This window comes from Ramlibacter sp., assembly GCF_035554825.1.
Taxonomy (GTDB): domain Bacteria; phylum Pseudomonadota; class Gammaproteobacteria; order Burkholderiales; family Burkholderiaceae_C; genus Ramlibacter.
The window spans coordinates 45,940-59,326 of the sequence record NZ_DATMHS010000075.1 but is presented as its reverse complement, the minus strand read 5'-3'; the positions used below and the strand labels follow the sequence as shown (position 1 = coordinate 59,326).

Sequence of the window (13,387 nt, the reverse complement as noted above, 5' to 3'; positions counted from 1 at the left end):
CAACTTCGCCGCCGAGTACAAGGACCGCGTCTTCGCCGAATTCCTGCGCGAATACCAGGCCGGGCGCACACCCAACCCCGACGTGCTGTGCAACGCCGAGATCAAGTTCAAGGCCTTCCTGGATCACGCGATGCGCCTGGGCGCCGACAAGATCGGCACCGGGCATTACGCGCGGGTGCGCCGGCAACCAGCCGACCCGGCCAGCCCCCCGGCGCAGGACGGGGCGGCGCCCCCGGACGGCGCCCGCTTCGAGCTGCTCAAGGGCCTGGATCCGGCCAAGGACCAGAGCTATTTCCTGCACCGGCTGAACCAGGCGCAGCTGGCCAAGACGCTGTTCCCGGTCGGCGAGCTGCGCAAGACCGAGGTGCGGCGCATCGCCGAGGAGATCGGGTTGCCCAACGCGAAGAAGAAGGACTCGACGGGGATCTGCTTCATCGGCGAGCGCCCCTTCCGCGAGTTCCTCAACCGCTACATCTCGAAGGAGCCGGGGCCGATCAAGGATCCGCGCGGCCGCGTGCTCGGCCGGCACCAGGGCCTGAGCTTCTACACGCTGGGCCAGCGGCAGGGACTGGGCATCGGCGGCGTCCGCGAACGCGGCGCGCAGCGCGGCGGCGGCGAGCACGCCCCCTGGTTCGTCGCCCGCAAGGACCTCGAGCACAACACCTTGTGGGTGGTGCAGGGCCACGACCATCCCTGGCTGCAGTCGCTCGCGCTGGACGCCGCCGACGCGAGCTGGGTCGCCGGCCGGCCGCCGGCGGCTGGCCGCTATGCCGCCAAGACCCGCTACCGGCAGGCCGATGCGCCCTGCGCGATGCCCGGCGCCACGGCGCGCGAATTCCATCTCGATTTTGACGAGCCGCAGTGGGCGGTGACCCCGGGCCAGTCGGCCGTGCTGTACGACGGCGAGGTGTGCCTCGGCGGCGGCGTGATCGCCGCCTTCGCCTGACCTGTGCGCACTCCTGTCCCAGATCATGGCGCCCGGCGCGATCCCGAGGCACCATGGCCGGACAGACAGTGCGAGGTCAGCTATGAATTCCCGTTGGCAAGATGAACTGCTGGCCCTGGTGACACGCTACGGCGAAGCGTGTGCCCAGGTGGCCGCCGAGCGCGAGAGCGGCCGGCGCGAACAACCGGCGGCCGACCGCTCCGGCGCCTGGCGCGCGATCCTGTCGCACCTGTCGCAACAGGCCCCGCCGGCAGGCGAGCCGGCCGGCGGCGCTGGCGGCGGGCCGGCAGCGGCGATGACGGCGCCGACCTAGAACGGAATGTCGTCGTCCATGTCGTCGAAGCCGGTCGACGGCTTCGACGGGGCGGCCGGACGCTGCGGCGCGGCCGCCGGACGCTGGGGCGGCGCGGCACGGCGCTGAGCGCCGCCACCGCCGCCTTCCTCGTCGGACGGGCCGCCCATGCCCTCGCGGCCCCCGAGCAGCTGCAGCTCGGTCGCGATGATGTCGACGGTGTTCTTCTCGACCCCGTCCTGGCCGGTGTACTTGCCGTACTTCAGGCGGCCCTCGACATAGATCGGACGTCCCTTCTTCACGTACTCGCCGGCGATCTCGGCCAGCCGGTCATAGAACGTGATGCGGTGCCACTGGGTGTCTTCCACCATCTCGCCGGTGTTCTTGTCCTTGCGCCGGCTGGAGGTGGCCAGGCTGACATTGGCCACCGCCTGGCCCGAGGGCAGGTAGCGGATCTCGGGATCGCGGCCGCAGTTGCCGACCAGAATGACTTTGTTGACGGATGCCATGGCGTGTTTTTCCTCTGAACAGTTCTGACGATTATGGTGTCGCCTGGGCGTCGTCGGCCAGCACTTCCTCGGCCGACTTCGGTCGTGGCGCGCGCATGGGCCATGCGGCGGCGAACCAGACCAGCATCAGCCCGGCGCAGGTCGCGAACAGCCCCGCAGGTCCAACGTTCTTGGTGAGCCAGCCGCCGACCGCCCCGCCCGCGAAGAAACCCAGGGATTGCAGCGTGTTGTAGACGCCCAGTGCCGAGCCGCGGGCGTGCGGCGGCGCCAGCCGCGAGGCCAGGCTCGGCTGGCTGGCCTCCAGCACGTTGAAGCCGCAAAAGAACAGGAACAGCAGCACGCTCAGCGTCAGGACCGTCGGCTGGTCGGCCACGAACAGCAGGCCAAGCTGCACCAGCGCGACCAGGCCCACCGCGCCCAGGAACACCGCGCGCAGGTGGCCGCGCCGCTCCAGCGGGAACAGCGTGCCGCCCATCACGAAGAACGAAGCGAGCACCGCCGGCAGGTAGACGTGCCAGTGCCGGTCCTTGGGCAAGCCGGCCTGCACCAGCAGCGCCGGGATCGCCACCCACATCGCCAGCTGCACGGCATGCAGGATGAACACGCCGATGTCCAGCCGCAGCAGGCCGCCGTGGCTCAGCACCTCGGACAGGCGGCCGCGCGGCGTGTCCTTGTGCAGCACCGGTTCGCGCGGGGTCCACCAGAGCACGACGGCGATGCACGCCAGCGCCAGCACGCAGGTGACGCCGAACAGCCCGGCCAGCCCGATGCGGGCCCCCAGCAATGGCGCGGCCACCAGCGACACGGCGAACATCAGGCCGATGCTGGCGCCGACCATCGCCATCGCCTTGGTGCGGACCTCGTCGCGGGTCTGGTCGGCCAGCAGCGCAGTGACGGCGGCCGACACGGCGCCCGCGCCCTGCAGCGCCCGGCCGACGATCAGCCCTTCCAGCGTGTGGGCGATCGCGGCGACGAAGCTGCCGAGCGCGAACACCAGCAGCCCCAGGACGATCACCCGCTTCCGGCCGAACCGGTCCGATGCCATGCCGTACGGATATTGCAGCAGGCCCTGCGTCAGGCCGTAGATGCCCATCGCCATGCCGACCCGGCTGGGGTCGTCGCCGCCGGGATAGCGGGCCGCTTCCAGGGCGAACACCGGCAGCACCAGGAACAGGCCCAGCATCCGGGCGGCGAAGATCAGCGCCAGCGAGCCGCTGGCGCGGCGCTCGGCCGGCGTCATGCGGCTGGAAATGTTGGGGGGATTGGTATTCACGGTCAAACGGACGAGCCGGACGGGGCCGGGAACCCGCCATTCTCCGGCATTCCGGCTGACTCCCCGCTGCGCGCCCATCCTTGCCGGTCTATCATGTTGGGTTTTCCCGGCCCACCCCCGACCTTGACGACCGAGACCGACGGCCCGTTGCCCGAGCCTCGCGCGAGCGGCGCCGCCGCCGCGACGCAGGCCCAGCGGATCAGCATCCGCGGGGCGCGCACCCACAACCTCAAGAACATCGACCTCGACATCCCGCGCAACCAGCTGGTGGTGATCACCGGGCTGTCGGGGTCGGGCAAGTCGTCGCTCGCCTTCGACACCTTGTACGCCGAGGGCCAGCGCCGGTATGTCGAGAGCCTTTCGGCCTATGCCCGCCAGTTCCTGCAGCTGATGGACAAGCCCGACGTCGACGTGATCGAGGGCCTGTCGCCCGCGATCTCGATCGAGCAGAAGGCGACCTCGCACAACCCGCGCTCGACGGTCGGCACCGTGACCGAGATCCACGACTACCTGCGGCTGCTGTTCGCCCGCGCCGGCACGCCTTACTGCCCCGAGCACGGGGTGCCGCTGCAGTCGCAGACCGTGTCGCAGATGGTGGACGCGGCGCTGGCCCTGCCGGCCGAGTCGCGGCTGATGATCGTGGCGCCGGTGGTGCGCGACCGCAAGGGCGAATTCGCCGAGCTGTTCGCCGAGATGCAGTCGCGCGGCTACGTGCGCTTTCGCATCGACGGCCAGGCGTACGAGGTGGACGCGCTGCCGAAGCTGAAGAAGGCCGAGAAGCACGACATCGACGTCGTGATCGACCGGCTGCGCGTGCGCCCGGACGTGCAGCAGCGGCTGGCCGAAAGCTTCGAGGCGGCGCTGCGGCTGGCCGACGGCCGCGCCGTCGCGGTGGAGATGGACCCGCCGCCGCCGGAGCGCGCGGCCGCGCCGGCGCCGGCCCACTCGCCGCCCGGCGAGCACTGGTTCAACGCCAAGTTCGCCTGCCCGATCTGCAACTATTCGATCGCCGAACTCGAACCGCGGCTGTTCTCCTTCAATTCGCCGGTCGGGGCCTGCCCCGCCTGCGACGGGCTGGGCCACCGCGAGTTCTTCGATCCGGCCCGGGTCGTCGCCTTCCCGTCGCTGTCGCTGGCCAGCGGCGCGATCCGCGGCTGGGACCGGCGCAACGGCTACTACTTCGCGCTGATCGAGAGCCTGGCCAGGCATTACGGCTTCGACGTCGACACCCCGTTCGAGGAACTGCCGCAGCCGGTGCGCGAGGCGATCCTGCGGGGCTCGGGCGAGGACGAGATCCGGTTCACCTACACGCTGGAGTCCGGCGCCTCGGCCGGCCGCAAGGTCACCAAGAAGCACCCGTTCGAGGGGGTGCTGCCGAACATGGAGCGCCGCTACCGCGAGACCGACTCGGCGATGGTGCGCGAGGAACTGGCCCGCTACCGCAGCCTGCAGCCGTGCCCCGAGTGCCAGGGCACGCGGCTGCGCAGCGAAGCGCGCCACGTCAAGGTGGGCGAAGGCGAGCAGGCCCGGGCGATCTTCGAGATCAGCCATGCCACGCTGCGCGAGAGCCTGGATTACTTTTCGCACCTGAAGCTGCACGGCGCCAAGGGCGAGATTGCCGACAAGGTGGTGCGCGAGATCGGCTTGCGGCTGAAGTTCCTCAACGACGTCGGCCTGAACTACCTCAGCCTGGACCGCAGCGCCGAGACGCTCTCCGGCGGCGAGGCGCAGCGCATCCGGCTGGCCTCGCAGATCGGCTCGGGCCTGACCGGCGTGATGTACGTGCTCGACGAGCCCAGCATCGGCCTGCACCAGCGCGACAACGACCGGCTGATCGAGACCCTCAAGCACCTGCGCGACATCGGCAACAGCGTCCTGGTGGTCGAGCACGACGAGGACATGATCCGCGCCGCCGACCATGTGATCGACCTCGGCCCCGGCGCCGGCATCCACGGCGGGCAGGTGATGGCGCAAGGCAGCTACCAGGAAGTGCAGGCCACGCCCGGCTCCCTGACCGGCCAGTACCTGTCCGGCGCCAGGTCGATCGCGGTGCCGCCGCGCCGCACCCCCTGGCTGCCGGCGGTGGCGGCGCCGGCGCGCGAGGCCCGGCCGGCCCCGCGCTTTCCGCCCAGCCCGGCGGCGAGCCGCCGCGCCGAGCGCGAGGCAGCGCATCGGGCGACGCAGGGCCCGCTGCAGGAAATCCGCGTGGTCGGCGCCACCGGCAACAACCTCAAGCGCGTGACCGTCGCGTTCCCGGTGGGGCTGCTGACCTGCGTCACCGGCGTCTCCGGGTCGGGCAAGTCCACGCTGGTCAACGACACCCTGTATGCGGCGGTGGCGCGCACCTTGTACCGGGCGCACGAGGAGCCGGCGCCGCACGAGGCGATCGAGGGCATCGAGTATTTCGACAAGGTGATCAACGTCGACCAGTCGCCGATCGGCCGCACGCCGCGCAGCAACCCGGCCACCTATACCGGGCTGTTCACGCCGATCCGCGAGCTGATGGCCGACACCACGACGGCCAAGGAGCGCGGCTACGGCCCCGGCCGCTTCAGCTTCAACGTGGCCGGCGGCCGCTGCGAGGCCTGCCAGGGCGACGGCGTGGTCAAGGTGGAGATGCATTTCCTGCCCGACGTCTACGTGCCCTGCGACGTCTGCCACGGCCAGCGCTACAACCGCGAAACCCTGGAAGTGCAGTGGAAGGGCCGCAACATCGCGCAGATCCTGGACATGACGGTGGAGGACGCGCACCTGTTCCTGAAGCCGGTGCCGGCCATTGCCCGCAAGCTGCAGACGCTGCTCGACGTGGGCCTGTCGTACGTCAAGCTGGGCCAGGCGGCGACGACGCTGTCGGGCGGCGAGGCGCAGCGCGTCAAGCTGGCGCTGGAGCTGTCCAAGCGCGACACCGGCCGCACGCTGTACATCCTGGACGAGCCCACCACCGGCCTGCACTTCGCCGACATCGACCTGCTGCTGAAGGTGCTGCACCAGTTGCGCGACGCCGGCAACACCATCGTCGTGATCGAACACAACCTCGACGTGATCAAGACCGCCGACTGGGTGATCGACATGGGGCCGGAAGGCGGCGCCGGCGGCGGCGAGCTGGTCGGCGTCGGCACGCCGGAAGCCATCGCCGCCAATGCCGCCAGCCACACCGGCCGCTACCTGAAACGCCTGCTCTGAGCGCAACGCGAGCGTGCCGTAACGCGGCGCTGCGGACACTTGCGTTCGGCAACCATGGTCGAGCTTCCCCGGCACGCCACCATCGGGCGATGCCGGACAACCTGCTGAGCCACACCAACGAACTGCGTCCCGAGGCCGCTGCTGCCGCCGGCGGCGTCCCTCATCCGCCGCGGGCATCGCAGCCGCTGGCGCGCCGGCTGGCGCGCGCCGGGCTCGCCGCGGCCGATGCCATCTGCGCGGCCCTGACGCCGGGCTGGGTCCGCGACACGCCGGGCTTGGTGGTGCTGGCGCTGCATTCGCTGTGCCGCAGCCGCGCCGAACTGCACGACCCCGCGCTGGCGCCCAACCAGAACGTCTGCGTCGAAGATTTCCGGGCGCTGGTCGAGGCGATGCTGGAGTGCGGCTATGTGGCCGTGACGCCCGAGCAGGTGGCGGCGGGGCTGGCCCCCGGCGGCAAGTACGTGCTGTTCACCTTCGACGACGGCTACTTCAACAACACGCTGGCGCTCGACGTGCTCGAGTCCTGCCGCGTGCCCGCGGCCTTCTTCATTTCGTCCAACCACGTGCTCGAAGGGCGCGGCTTCTGGTGGGATGTCGTCCACCGCGAACTGGCAGCAGCCGGGCTCTCGACCTCGGCGCGCAATGCGCAGGTGCGGCGGTTCAAGGCCTTGCTGCCCGGCCAGATCGAGCGGGTGCTGCGCGCCCGTCACGGCCCGGCGGCGCTGCGCCCGCGCGGCGACGGCGACCGCCCGTTCGCGCCGGCCGAGCTGGCGGACTTCGCGCGCAACCGCTGGGTGCACCTGGGCAACCACACGGCCGACCACGGCATCCTCACCCGCTGCACGCCCGACGAGGCGCGCCGGCAGATCGAGCAGTGCCAGGCGGCGCTGCGGTCGATCACCGGCACGGCGCCGGTGGCGATCGCCTATCCCAACGGCAACCACTCGCCGGCCGTGGCGGCGGCCGCGCGCGCGGCCGGTCTGCGCATCGGGCTGACGGTGCAGCCCGCCCGCAATCCGCTGGCGGCGGCCGACGACCAGCGGCTGATGCGGCTGGGCCGCTTCTACTTCCACGGCCGCCCGGACGTCGATCTCGAGTTCCGCGGCTACCGCGGCGGCTTCGTGCCCAGCCGGCTGGTGCACCGCATGCTGCAAGCCGCCTGACGACGCCGGCCGCCGGGCAGCGCGGTGCGGCGGCCGCAGGCGTATGCTGTCCAGGCGCGCCGTCCGGCGCCGCCCAGGAGTTCGTTCATGCGCCATGTCCCGCTCGGCCGCACCGGCCTGTTCGTTTCGCAGCTGTGCCTCGGCACGATGACGTTCGGCGGCAGCAGCGGCATGTGGGCCCAGATCGGCCAGCTGCAGCAGGCCGAGGCCGAGCGGCTGGTGGGCCAGGCGCTGGACGCCGGCATCAACTTCATCGACACCGCCGACATCTATGCCGAAGGGCGGTCCGAGCAGATCACCGGCCAGGCGCTGCGCAACCTGAAGGTGCCGCGCGAGCAGGTCGTGCTCGCCACCAAGGTCTTCGGCGAGACCGGCCCCGGCGCCAACATGCGCGGCAACTCGCGCGGCCACATCATGGACGGCGTGAAGGCCAGCCTGCGGCGGCTGCAGGTCGACCACATCGACCTGTACCAGATCCACGGCTTCGACCCGGCGACGCCGATCGAGGAGACCGTTCGGGCGCTCGACCAGCTGGTGCGGCAGGGGCACGTGCGCTACGTCGGCGTGTCCAACTGGGCCGCCTGGCAGATCATGAAGGCGCTCGGCATCTCCGAGCGGCTGGGCCTGGCGCGCTTCGAGTCGCTGCAGGCCTACTACACGGTGGCCGGGCGCGACCTGGAGCGCGAGCTGGTGCCGCTGCTGCGCAGCGAAGGGCTGGGCCTCATGGTGTGGAGCCCGCTGGCCGGCGGGCTGCTGAGCGGCAAGTACGACCGGCAGCAGCAGGCCGAGGCCGGCAGCCGCCGGATCGCCTTCGATTTTCCGCCGGTGGACAAGGACCGCGCCTGGGACTGCGTCGATGCGATGCGCGGCATCGCCCACGCGCACGGCGTCTCGGTGGCGCAGGTGGCGCTCGCGTGGCTGCTGCAGCAGCCGGCGGTGACGACGGTGATCGTCGGCGCGAAGCGGCAGGAGCAGCTCGCCGACAACATCGCCGCGACGCAGGTGCGGCTGGCGCCCGAGGAGCTGGCGCAGCTCGACGCGGTCAGCCGCCTGCCTTCGGAATACCCGGCCTGGATGCTCGAACGCCAGGGCGGGCACCGCCAGCAGCAGCTGGCCGACGCGCAACGGCCGTAGGGAGCCAACCAGGAGCCGCGGCGAACGCCATGCCGCGGCCCGAACGTCAGATGGAGGTGTCCATGTCCCACCTGGCAGCCGCCGGGACCCGGCGCCACGGCTTGGCCCGGTCCGGCCGCCCGCTGCTCGCCGCCTTGGCGATCGGCTCGGTCGCTGCGTTGTCCGCCTGCGACCAGTTCGACGACACGGCCGTGGCGAGCCGTTGCGTGGCGTCGGCGATGAAGTCGGCCGAGCCCTTCGGCAACGACCAGGAGCGGCGCGAGACCGAAGCGCAATTGCGCCGCTTCTGCCTGGTCGCCGCCCGCGGCCGATCGGCAAGCGCCGAGTAGATCGGGTCGCGCGCGGCTGGCGTGTCCGGCGCTTGCCTCCGCCTCAGGGGCGCGCCGCCGCCAGCAGGTCGCGCGTCTTCACGGCCTCGCGCCGCGCCGCGTCGGCAAAGTCGTCGCCGCCGGACGCATAGAGGATCGCGCGCGAGGAGTTGACGACGATCGGCGCATCCGCGCGCCAGCCCGCCTTCACGGTCGCGGCCGCGTCGCCGCCTTGCGCGCCGACGCCGGGAATCAGCAGCGGCACCGTCGGCGCGACCTGGCGCACGCGCTCGATTTCCGCCGGATAGGTCGCGCCGACCACCAGGCCGAGCTGGCCGTTGACGTTCCACGGCCCCTGCGCCAGCCTGGCCACGTGCTCGTACAGCAGCGGCTGGCCGTCCACGGACGCCAGCCGCTGGTTCTGCAGGTCGTCGCCGCCGGGATTGGAGGTGCGGCACAACAGGAACGCGCCCTTGCCCTCGTATTGCAGGTACGGCTGCACCGAGTCGAAGCCCATGAACGGCGACAGGGTGACGGCGTCGGCCCCATAGCGCTCGAACGCCTCGCGCGCGTACTGCTCCGCGGTCGAGCCGATGTCGCCGCGCTTGGCATCCAGGATCACCGGCACGTGCGGCGCCGCGCGGCGCATGTGGTGGATCAGGTGCTCCAGCTGGAGCTCGGCGCGATGGGCCGCGAAATACGCGATCTGCGGCTTGAACGCGATCGCCAGATCGGCGGTCGCATCGACGATCGCCGCGCAGAAGTCGTAGATGCGGCTGGCGTCGCCCTTGAGCGCGGCCGGGAAGCGCGCCGGATCCGGGTCCAGGCCGACGCACAGCATGGAGCCGTTGCGCTGCTGCGCGTCCTGGAGCATGTCGATGAAGGTCATGCGCCAAATTGTAGTGAGGGGGGGTGGCGAGCGATGGCGGACAATCGCGCTGCCATGCAGCGTCTCAGCCGACAACAGCTCGTCACCCTCGTCCTCCTCACCCTCACGTGGGGCCTGAACTGGCCGGTGATGAAGCTGGGCGTCAGCAACTTCCCGGCCCTGAGCTTTCGCGCCGTGACGGTGCTGGCCGGCCTGCCGGTGCTGGCCGCGGTGCTGCTGGCGCTGAAGGTGCCGTTCCGCGTGCCGCGCCGGTCGTGGGGCGAGCTGTTCTGGCTGGCGCTGACCAACATGGTGGTGTGGAACGTCTGCATGATCCTGGCGCTGCGCTCGCTCTCCAGCGGCCGCGCGGCGATCCTGGCCTACACCATGCCGATCTTCTCCGCGGTGTTCGGCGCGCTGCTGTTCCACACCAGGCTGGCCGCGCGCGGCTGGCTGGGCGTCGGGGCGGCGGCCGTGGGCGTGGCCTTGCTGCTCTGGCACGAGTTCACCGTGCTGGCCGGCCGCCCCTGGGGCGTCGCGCTGGCGCTGTTCTCGGCCGCCGTCTGGGCGCTGGGCACGCAGCTGCTGCGGCGCAGCCGCATCGAGGTGCCGACGCTGACGCTGTCGTTCTGGATGACGGCGCTGTCGGGCGTCGTCGCCACCGTGCTCGCCGTCGCTTTCGAGCGCCAGCAATGGCAGCTGCCGGGGCCGGCCGCTTGGGGCGCCATTGCCTACAACGCGATCCTGATCTTCGGCTTCTCGCAGGCGGCCTGGCTGTCGCTGGCGCGCAACCTGCCGCCGGTGGCGTCCACGCTCAGCGTGATGTTCATCCCGGTGCTGGGCGTGTTCGTCGGCGCGCTGTGGCTCGGCGAGGTGCTGCACTGGCAGGACTGGGCCGCCGTGCTGCTGATGGTGGTGGCGATCGCGTCGGTGCTGTGGCCGGGCCGGCCGGCGCCGGCCGCTGCCTAGCCCCCGGCGGCGCCGGCCAGGACCACCGTCAGGCTGCGGATGCCCTGGGCGCCGCGCACCAGCACCCCTTCGATGTCCGCCGTCGCCGACGGGCCCGTGAGCAGGGTGCCGTAGCGGACCTCGCGCCACCAGGGCTGCCGGTAGGCGGTCGCCAGGTCGGCCAGGATGGCGGCCGGATCGAGCAGCACCACCAGATGCTGCGACAGGAAGCCCAGCGCGTTGACCCCGAATTCCCGTTCGCTGAGCGCGACCGAGCCGGTTTCCGCCACCCCGAACGCGGCGCGCACCACGCCGACGTCGACGTCGCTCAGCTCGCGCGGGTCCTGCACCGAGGCGACGTCGCGGCTGCCGCGAACCTGCGGCGTGGCCGAACAGACGTTCGCGGCCCCCGGAAACAGGCTCGCCACGACCTCATCCAGCGACTGACCGCCGGCCGGGACCGCCAGCCGTCCGCCCATCGCCGCCAGCGCGTCGCCGAACGCGACCGGCAGGTCGACCGGCGGCCGCTCGAAGCGCGGCACCGCCGGCAGCGCGGCCGCCGGCGGCTGGCGCCGCCGGACGTTGGCCAGGATGAATTCGCGCGAGCTCATGGCGGACCGCCGCGGTGCTTCAGGTACCACTCGCGAAAGGTGAGCGGCGGCGTGGCCGGCAGTTCGCGCTGCTTGCCCCAGGCGTTGAACGGGTTGTAGATCATGAAGCGCGGCAGGTGGTCGAGTCCGGCCGCGGCGGCGCGCACCGCGGCGCGGTACAGGCGCGGGCTGCCGAGGATGCGCCCGGCGACCCGCATCGCCTCCTTCTTGGCCAGCGGCAGCTGGCGCCGCTCGGCGATCACCTGGCGCCAGCGGAAGATCTGCTCGTGGATGTTGATCTTCACGGGACAGACGTTGCTGCAGCTGCCGTTCATGGTGGACGCGTACGGCAGCGCGCTGTACTTGCGCAGGTTGAAGGTCGGGTCGACGATGACCCCGATCGGGCCCGAGTAGGTGGCGCCGTAGCTGAGCCCGCCGCTGCGCCGGTAGACCGGGCAGGTGTTCATGCAGGCGCCGCAGCGGATGCACTTGAGCGAGGTCCAGAAGTCGGCCATGCCGAGCCGCTCGGAGCGGCCGTTGTCGACCAGCACCACGTGCAGTTCCGTGCCGGGGCGCGGCGCGCGGAAGTGCGACGTGATCTGGGTGATCGGCGAGCCGAGCGCGCTGCGCGACAGCATGCGGATGAAGACGCCCAGGTGCTCCACGCTGGGAATCAGCTTCTCGATGCCGATCGACGCGATGTGCAGGCGCGGGACGTTGGCGCTGAGGTCGGCGTTGCCTTCGTTGGTGCACACCACGAACGAGCCGGTCTCGGCGATGGCGAAGTTGGCGCCGGTCATGCCGGCCACGTTGTCCTTCAGGTAGTACGGCCGCGTGTGCTGGCGCTGGCCCTCGGCCAGGTAGAACACGTCGCTGTTGGCCGGATCCGTGCCGATGGTGCGGCCGAACACTTCGGCCACGTCGCCGCGCAGCTTGTGCACGGCGGGCATGACGATGTGGCTGGGCGGCTCGTCGTCGAGCTGCTGGATCCGCTCGCCCAGGTCGGTCTCGACCACCTCGATCCCGCGGCGGGCGAGGAACGGCCGCAGCTCGCATTCGTCGGTGAGCATCGACTTGCTCTTGACCAGCGTGGTGATGCCGCGCAGGCCCAGCAGCTGATGCACGATCTGGTTGTGCTCGGCCGCGTCGCGCGCCCAGTGCACGGCGACGCCGTTGGCCGCGGCGTTGCGCTCGAACTGCTCCAGGTACTGCGACAGGTGCGTCAGCGTGTGCTCCTTGATCGCCGACGCGAGCGAGCGCAGCTGTTCCCACTCCGCGATCGCCTGGCACTGGGCGTCGCGCTTGCGGCGGATCTCCCACAGCCGCCGGTCGTGGAACTCGACATGCGGCGGCGAGGCGATGAAGGCCGACGAGGCCTGCGCATGGTCGATGCGGGGGCCGCTGGCGCCCGGCAGCGTCATTCGCGCGCTCCGTTGAGCACCTGGGCGATGTGCATGAACCTGATGCCCAGCCCCAGCCGCTGTGCGCAGCCCTGCTGGTGCATCAGGCACGACATGTCGGGCGAGACGATGTAGCGGGCGCCGGCCGCTGCGTGGTCGCGCACCTTGTCCTGGCCCATGCGCGCGGAAACCGGCTCCTCGAACACCGAGAAGGTGCCGCCGAAGCCGCAGCACTCGTCGACGCGCTGCGGCTGCACGAACTCGATGCCCTTCACCGCCGAGAGCAGCGCCCGCGGCTTGTTGAAGGCCGGACCGGCGATCTCCGAGGTGCTGGCCTGGTTCAGGCCGCGCAGCGTGGAGCAGCCGATGTGCAGGCCCACCTTGTGCGGGAACTCGGCCCACGGAAATTCGCGCACCTGCAGCACGTCGTGCAGGAACTCCACCAGCTCGTAGGTGTTGCGGCGCACCGCCCGCACCGCCGGCGTCTGCTCGATCGCGGTCAGGTGCTCGCGCACGTGGTGGCAGCAGCTGCCCGACGGCGTGACGATGTGCTCGTAGGGCGCGAAGTTCCTGGCGAACAGCGCCTCCGCCGCCAGCGCGTCGTCCTGGCAGCCGGCGTTGGCCATCGGCTGGCCGCAGCAGGTCTGCTCCAGCGGGTACACGACCTCGCAGCCGACGCGCTCCAGCAGCTCCAGGGTCGCGATTCCCACCGCCGGGAAGAACGCGTCCACATAGCAGGGTATGAAGAGCGCGACCTTCATGCGGCGCGGGCG

General features: G+C 71.3%; 13 protein-coding genes. 7 read left to right on the top strand and 6 right to left on the bottom strand.

The features are described 5' to 3' along the window. Positions 1-946 (top strand): tRNA 2-thiouridine(34) synthase MnmA (mnmA, locus tag VNT59_RS09285; protein ID WP_325498049.1); only part of this gene is annotated, 946 nt, incomplete at its 5' end. Between the two features lie 82 nt (positions 947-1,028). Continuing rightward, entirely contained in the window at positions 1,029-1,259 is a 231-nt protein-coding gene (locus VNT59_RS09280) for a hypothetical protein (RefSeq protein ID WP_325498048.1), read from the top strand. On the opposite strand, the gene ssb is transcribed toward VNT59_RS09280, so the two are convergent. After that, positions 1,256-1,747 (bottom strand): single-stranded DNA-binding protein, encoded by a 492-nt coding sequence (gene ssb / locus VNT59_RS09275; protein WP_325498047.1) that lies wholly within the window; start codon positions 1,745-1,747, stop codon positions 1,256-1,258. The two genes, VNT59_RS09280 and ssb, sit on opposite strands and share 4 nt — an antisense overlap. Before the next feature lie 31 nt (positions 1,748-1,778). Then, positions 1,779-2,987 (bottom strand): MFS transporter, encoded by a 1,209-nt coding sequence (locus VNT59_RS09270; RefSeq protein WP_325498051.1) that lies wholly within the window; start codon positions 2,985-2,987, stop codon positions 1,779-1,781. A 126-nt stretch (positions 2,988-3,113) separates the two neighbouring features. Between VNT59_RS09270 and uvrA the strand changes: the two genes are divergently transcribed. From uvrA to VNT59_RS09250, 4 genes are all read left to right on the top strand, one after another. Further along, positions 3,114-6,203 (top strand): excinuclease ABC subunit UvrA, encoded by a 3,090-nt coding sequence (uvrA, locus tag VNT59_RS09265; RefSeq protein ID WP_325498046.1) that lies wholly within the window; start codon positions 3,114-3,116, stop codon positions 6,201-6,203. Positions 6,204-6,292: 89 nt separating this feature from the next. Further along, positions 6,293-7,366, top strand: coding sequence for a polysaccharide deacetylase family protein (locus VNT59_RS09260; protein WP_325498045.1), 1,074 nt, complete (start codon positions 6,293-6,295; stop codon positions 7,364-7,366). An 87-nt stretch (positions 7,367-7,453) separates the two neighbouring features. Further along, the gene (locus VNT59_RS09255; protein WP_325498044.1) at positions 7,454-8,500 is read left to right on the top strand and encodes an aldo/keto reductase; all 1,047 of its coding nucleotides are present in this window, start codon (positions 7,454-7,456) and stop codon (positions 8,498-8,500) included. Positions 8,501-8,562: 62 nt separating this feature from the next. After that, the gene (locus VNT59_RS09250; RefSeq protein WP_325498043.1) at positions 8,563-8,829 is read left to right on the top strand and encodes a hypothetical protein; all 267 of its coding nucleotides are present in this window, start codon (positions 8,563-8,565) and stop codon (positions 8,827-8,829) included. Between the two features lie 43 nt (positions 8,830-8,872). Here VNT59_RS09250 and pyrF read toward each other — a convergent pair whose 3' ends face one another. Further along, entirely contained in the window at positions 8,873-9,697 is an 825-nt protein-coding gene (pyrF, locus tag VNT59_RS09245) for an orotidine-5'-phosphate decarboxylase (RefSeq protein WP_325498042.1), read from the bottom strand. 54 nt (positions 9,698-9,751) lie between these two features. Between pyrF and VNT59_RS09240 the strand changes: the two genes are divergently transcribed. After that, the gene (locus tag VNT59_RS09240; protein WP_325498041.1) at positions 9,752-10,645 is read left to right on the top strand and encodes a DMT family transporter; all 894 of its coding nucleotides are present in this window, start codon (positions 9,752-9,754) and stop codon (positions 10,643-10,645) included. On the opposite strand, the gene VNT59_RS09235 is transcribed toward VNT59_RS09240, so the two are convergent. From VNT59_RS09235 to VNT59_RS09225, 3 genes are read right to left on the bottom strand one after another with little or no spacing between them, the layout of a single operon-like run. After that, positions 10,642-11,235, bottom strand: a complete 594-nt coding sequence (locus VNT59_RS09235; RefSeq protein ID WP_325498040.1) for a LutC/YkgG family protein — start codon at positions 11,233-11,235, stop codon at positions 10,642-10,644. The two genes, VNT59_RS09240 and VNT59_RS09235, sit on opposite strands and share 4 nt — an antisense overlap. Then, positions 11,232-12,635: a lactate utilization protein B gene (locus VNT59_RS09230; RefSeq protein ID WP_325498039.1), complete on the bottom strand. Its 1,404-nt coding sequence runs from the start codon at positions 12,633-12,635 to the stop codon at positions 11,232-11,234. The genes VNT59_RS09235 and VNT59_RS09230 overlap by 4 nt, the downstream gene beginning before the upstream one ends. Beyond that, positions 12,632-13,375 (bottom strand): (Fe-S)-binding protein, encoded by a 744-nt coding sequence (locus tag VNT59_RS09225; protein ID WP_325498038.1) that lies wholly within the window; start codon positions 13,373-13,375, stop codon positions 12,632-12,634. The genes VNT59_RS09230 and VNT59_RS09225 overlap by 4 nt, the downstream gene beginning before the upstream one ends. Positions 13,376-13,387 lie beyond the last annotated feature (12 nt).

What these genes read in the sequence shown, in the direction of transcription:
- VNT59_RS09280 (WP_325498048.1), top strand. Translation starts at nt 1,029, where the DNA reads ATGAATTCCCGTTGGCAAGATGAACTGCTGGCCCTGGTGACACGCTAC.
- ssb (WP_325498047.1), bottom strand. Translation starts at nt 1,747, where the DNA reads ATGGCATCCGTCAACAAAGTCATTCTGGTCGGCAACTGCGGCCGCGAT.
- VNT59_RS09270 (WP_325498051.1), bottom strand. Translation starts at nt 2,987, where the DNA reads ATGACGCCGGCCGAGCGCCGCGCCAGCGGCTCGCTGGCGCTGATCTTC.
- uvrA (WP_325498046.1), top strand. Translation starts at nt 3,114, where the DNA reads ATGTTGGGTTTTCCCGGCCCACCCCCGACCTTGACGACCGAGACCGAC.
- VNT59_RS09260 (WP_325498045.1), top strand. Translation starts at nt 6,293, where the DNA reads ATGCCGGACAACCTGCTGAGCCACACCAACGAACTGCGTCCCGAGGCC.
- VNT59_RS09255 (WP_325498044.1), top strand. Translation starts at nt 7,454, where the DNA reads ATGCGCCATGTCCCGCTCGGCCGCACCGGCCTGTTCGTTTCGCAGCTG.
- VNT59_RS09250 (WP_325498043.1), top strand. Translation starts at nt 8,563, where the DNA reads ATGTCCCACCTGGCAGCCGCCGGGACCCGGCGCCACGGCTTGGCCCGG.
- pyrF (WP_325498042.1), bottom strand. Translation starts at nt 9,697, where the DNA reads ATGACCTTCATCGACATGCTCCAGGACGCGCAGCAGCGCAACGGCTCC.
- VNT59_RS09240 (WP_325498041.1), top strand. Translation starts at nt 9,752, where the DNA reads ATGCAGCGTCTCAGCCGACAACAGCTCGTCACCCTCGTCCTCCTCACC.
- VNT59_RS09235 (WP_325498040.1), bottom strand. Translation starts at nt 11,235, where the DNA reads ATGAGCTCGCGCGAATTCATCCTGGCCAACGTCCGGCGGCGCCAGCCG.
- VNT59_RS09230 (WP_325498039.1), bottom strand. Translation starts at nt 12,635, where the DNA reads ATGACGCTGCCGGGCGCCAGCGGCCCCCGCATCGACCATGCGCAGGCC.
- VNT59_RS09225 (WP_325498038.1), bottom strand. Translation starts at nt 13,375, where the DNA reads ATGAAGGTCGCGCTCTTCATACCCTGCTATGTGGACGCGTTCTTCCCG.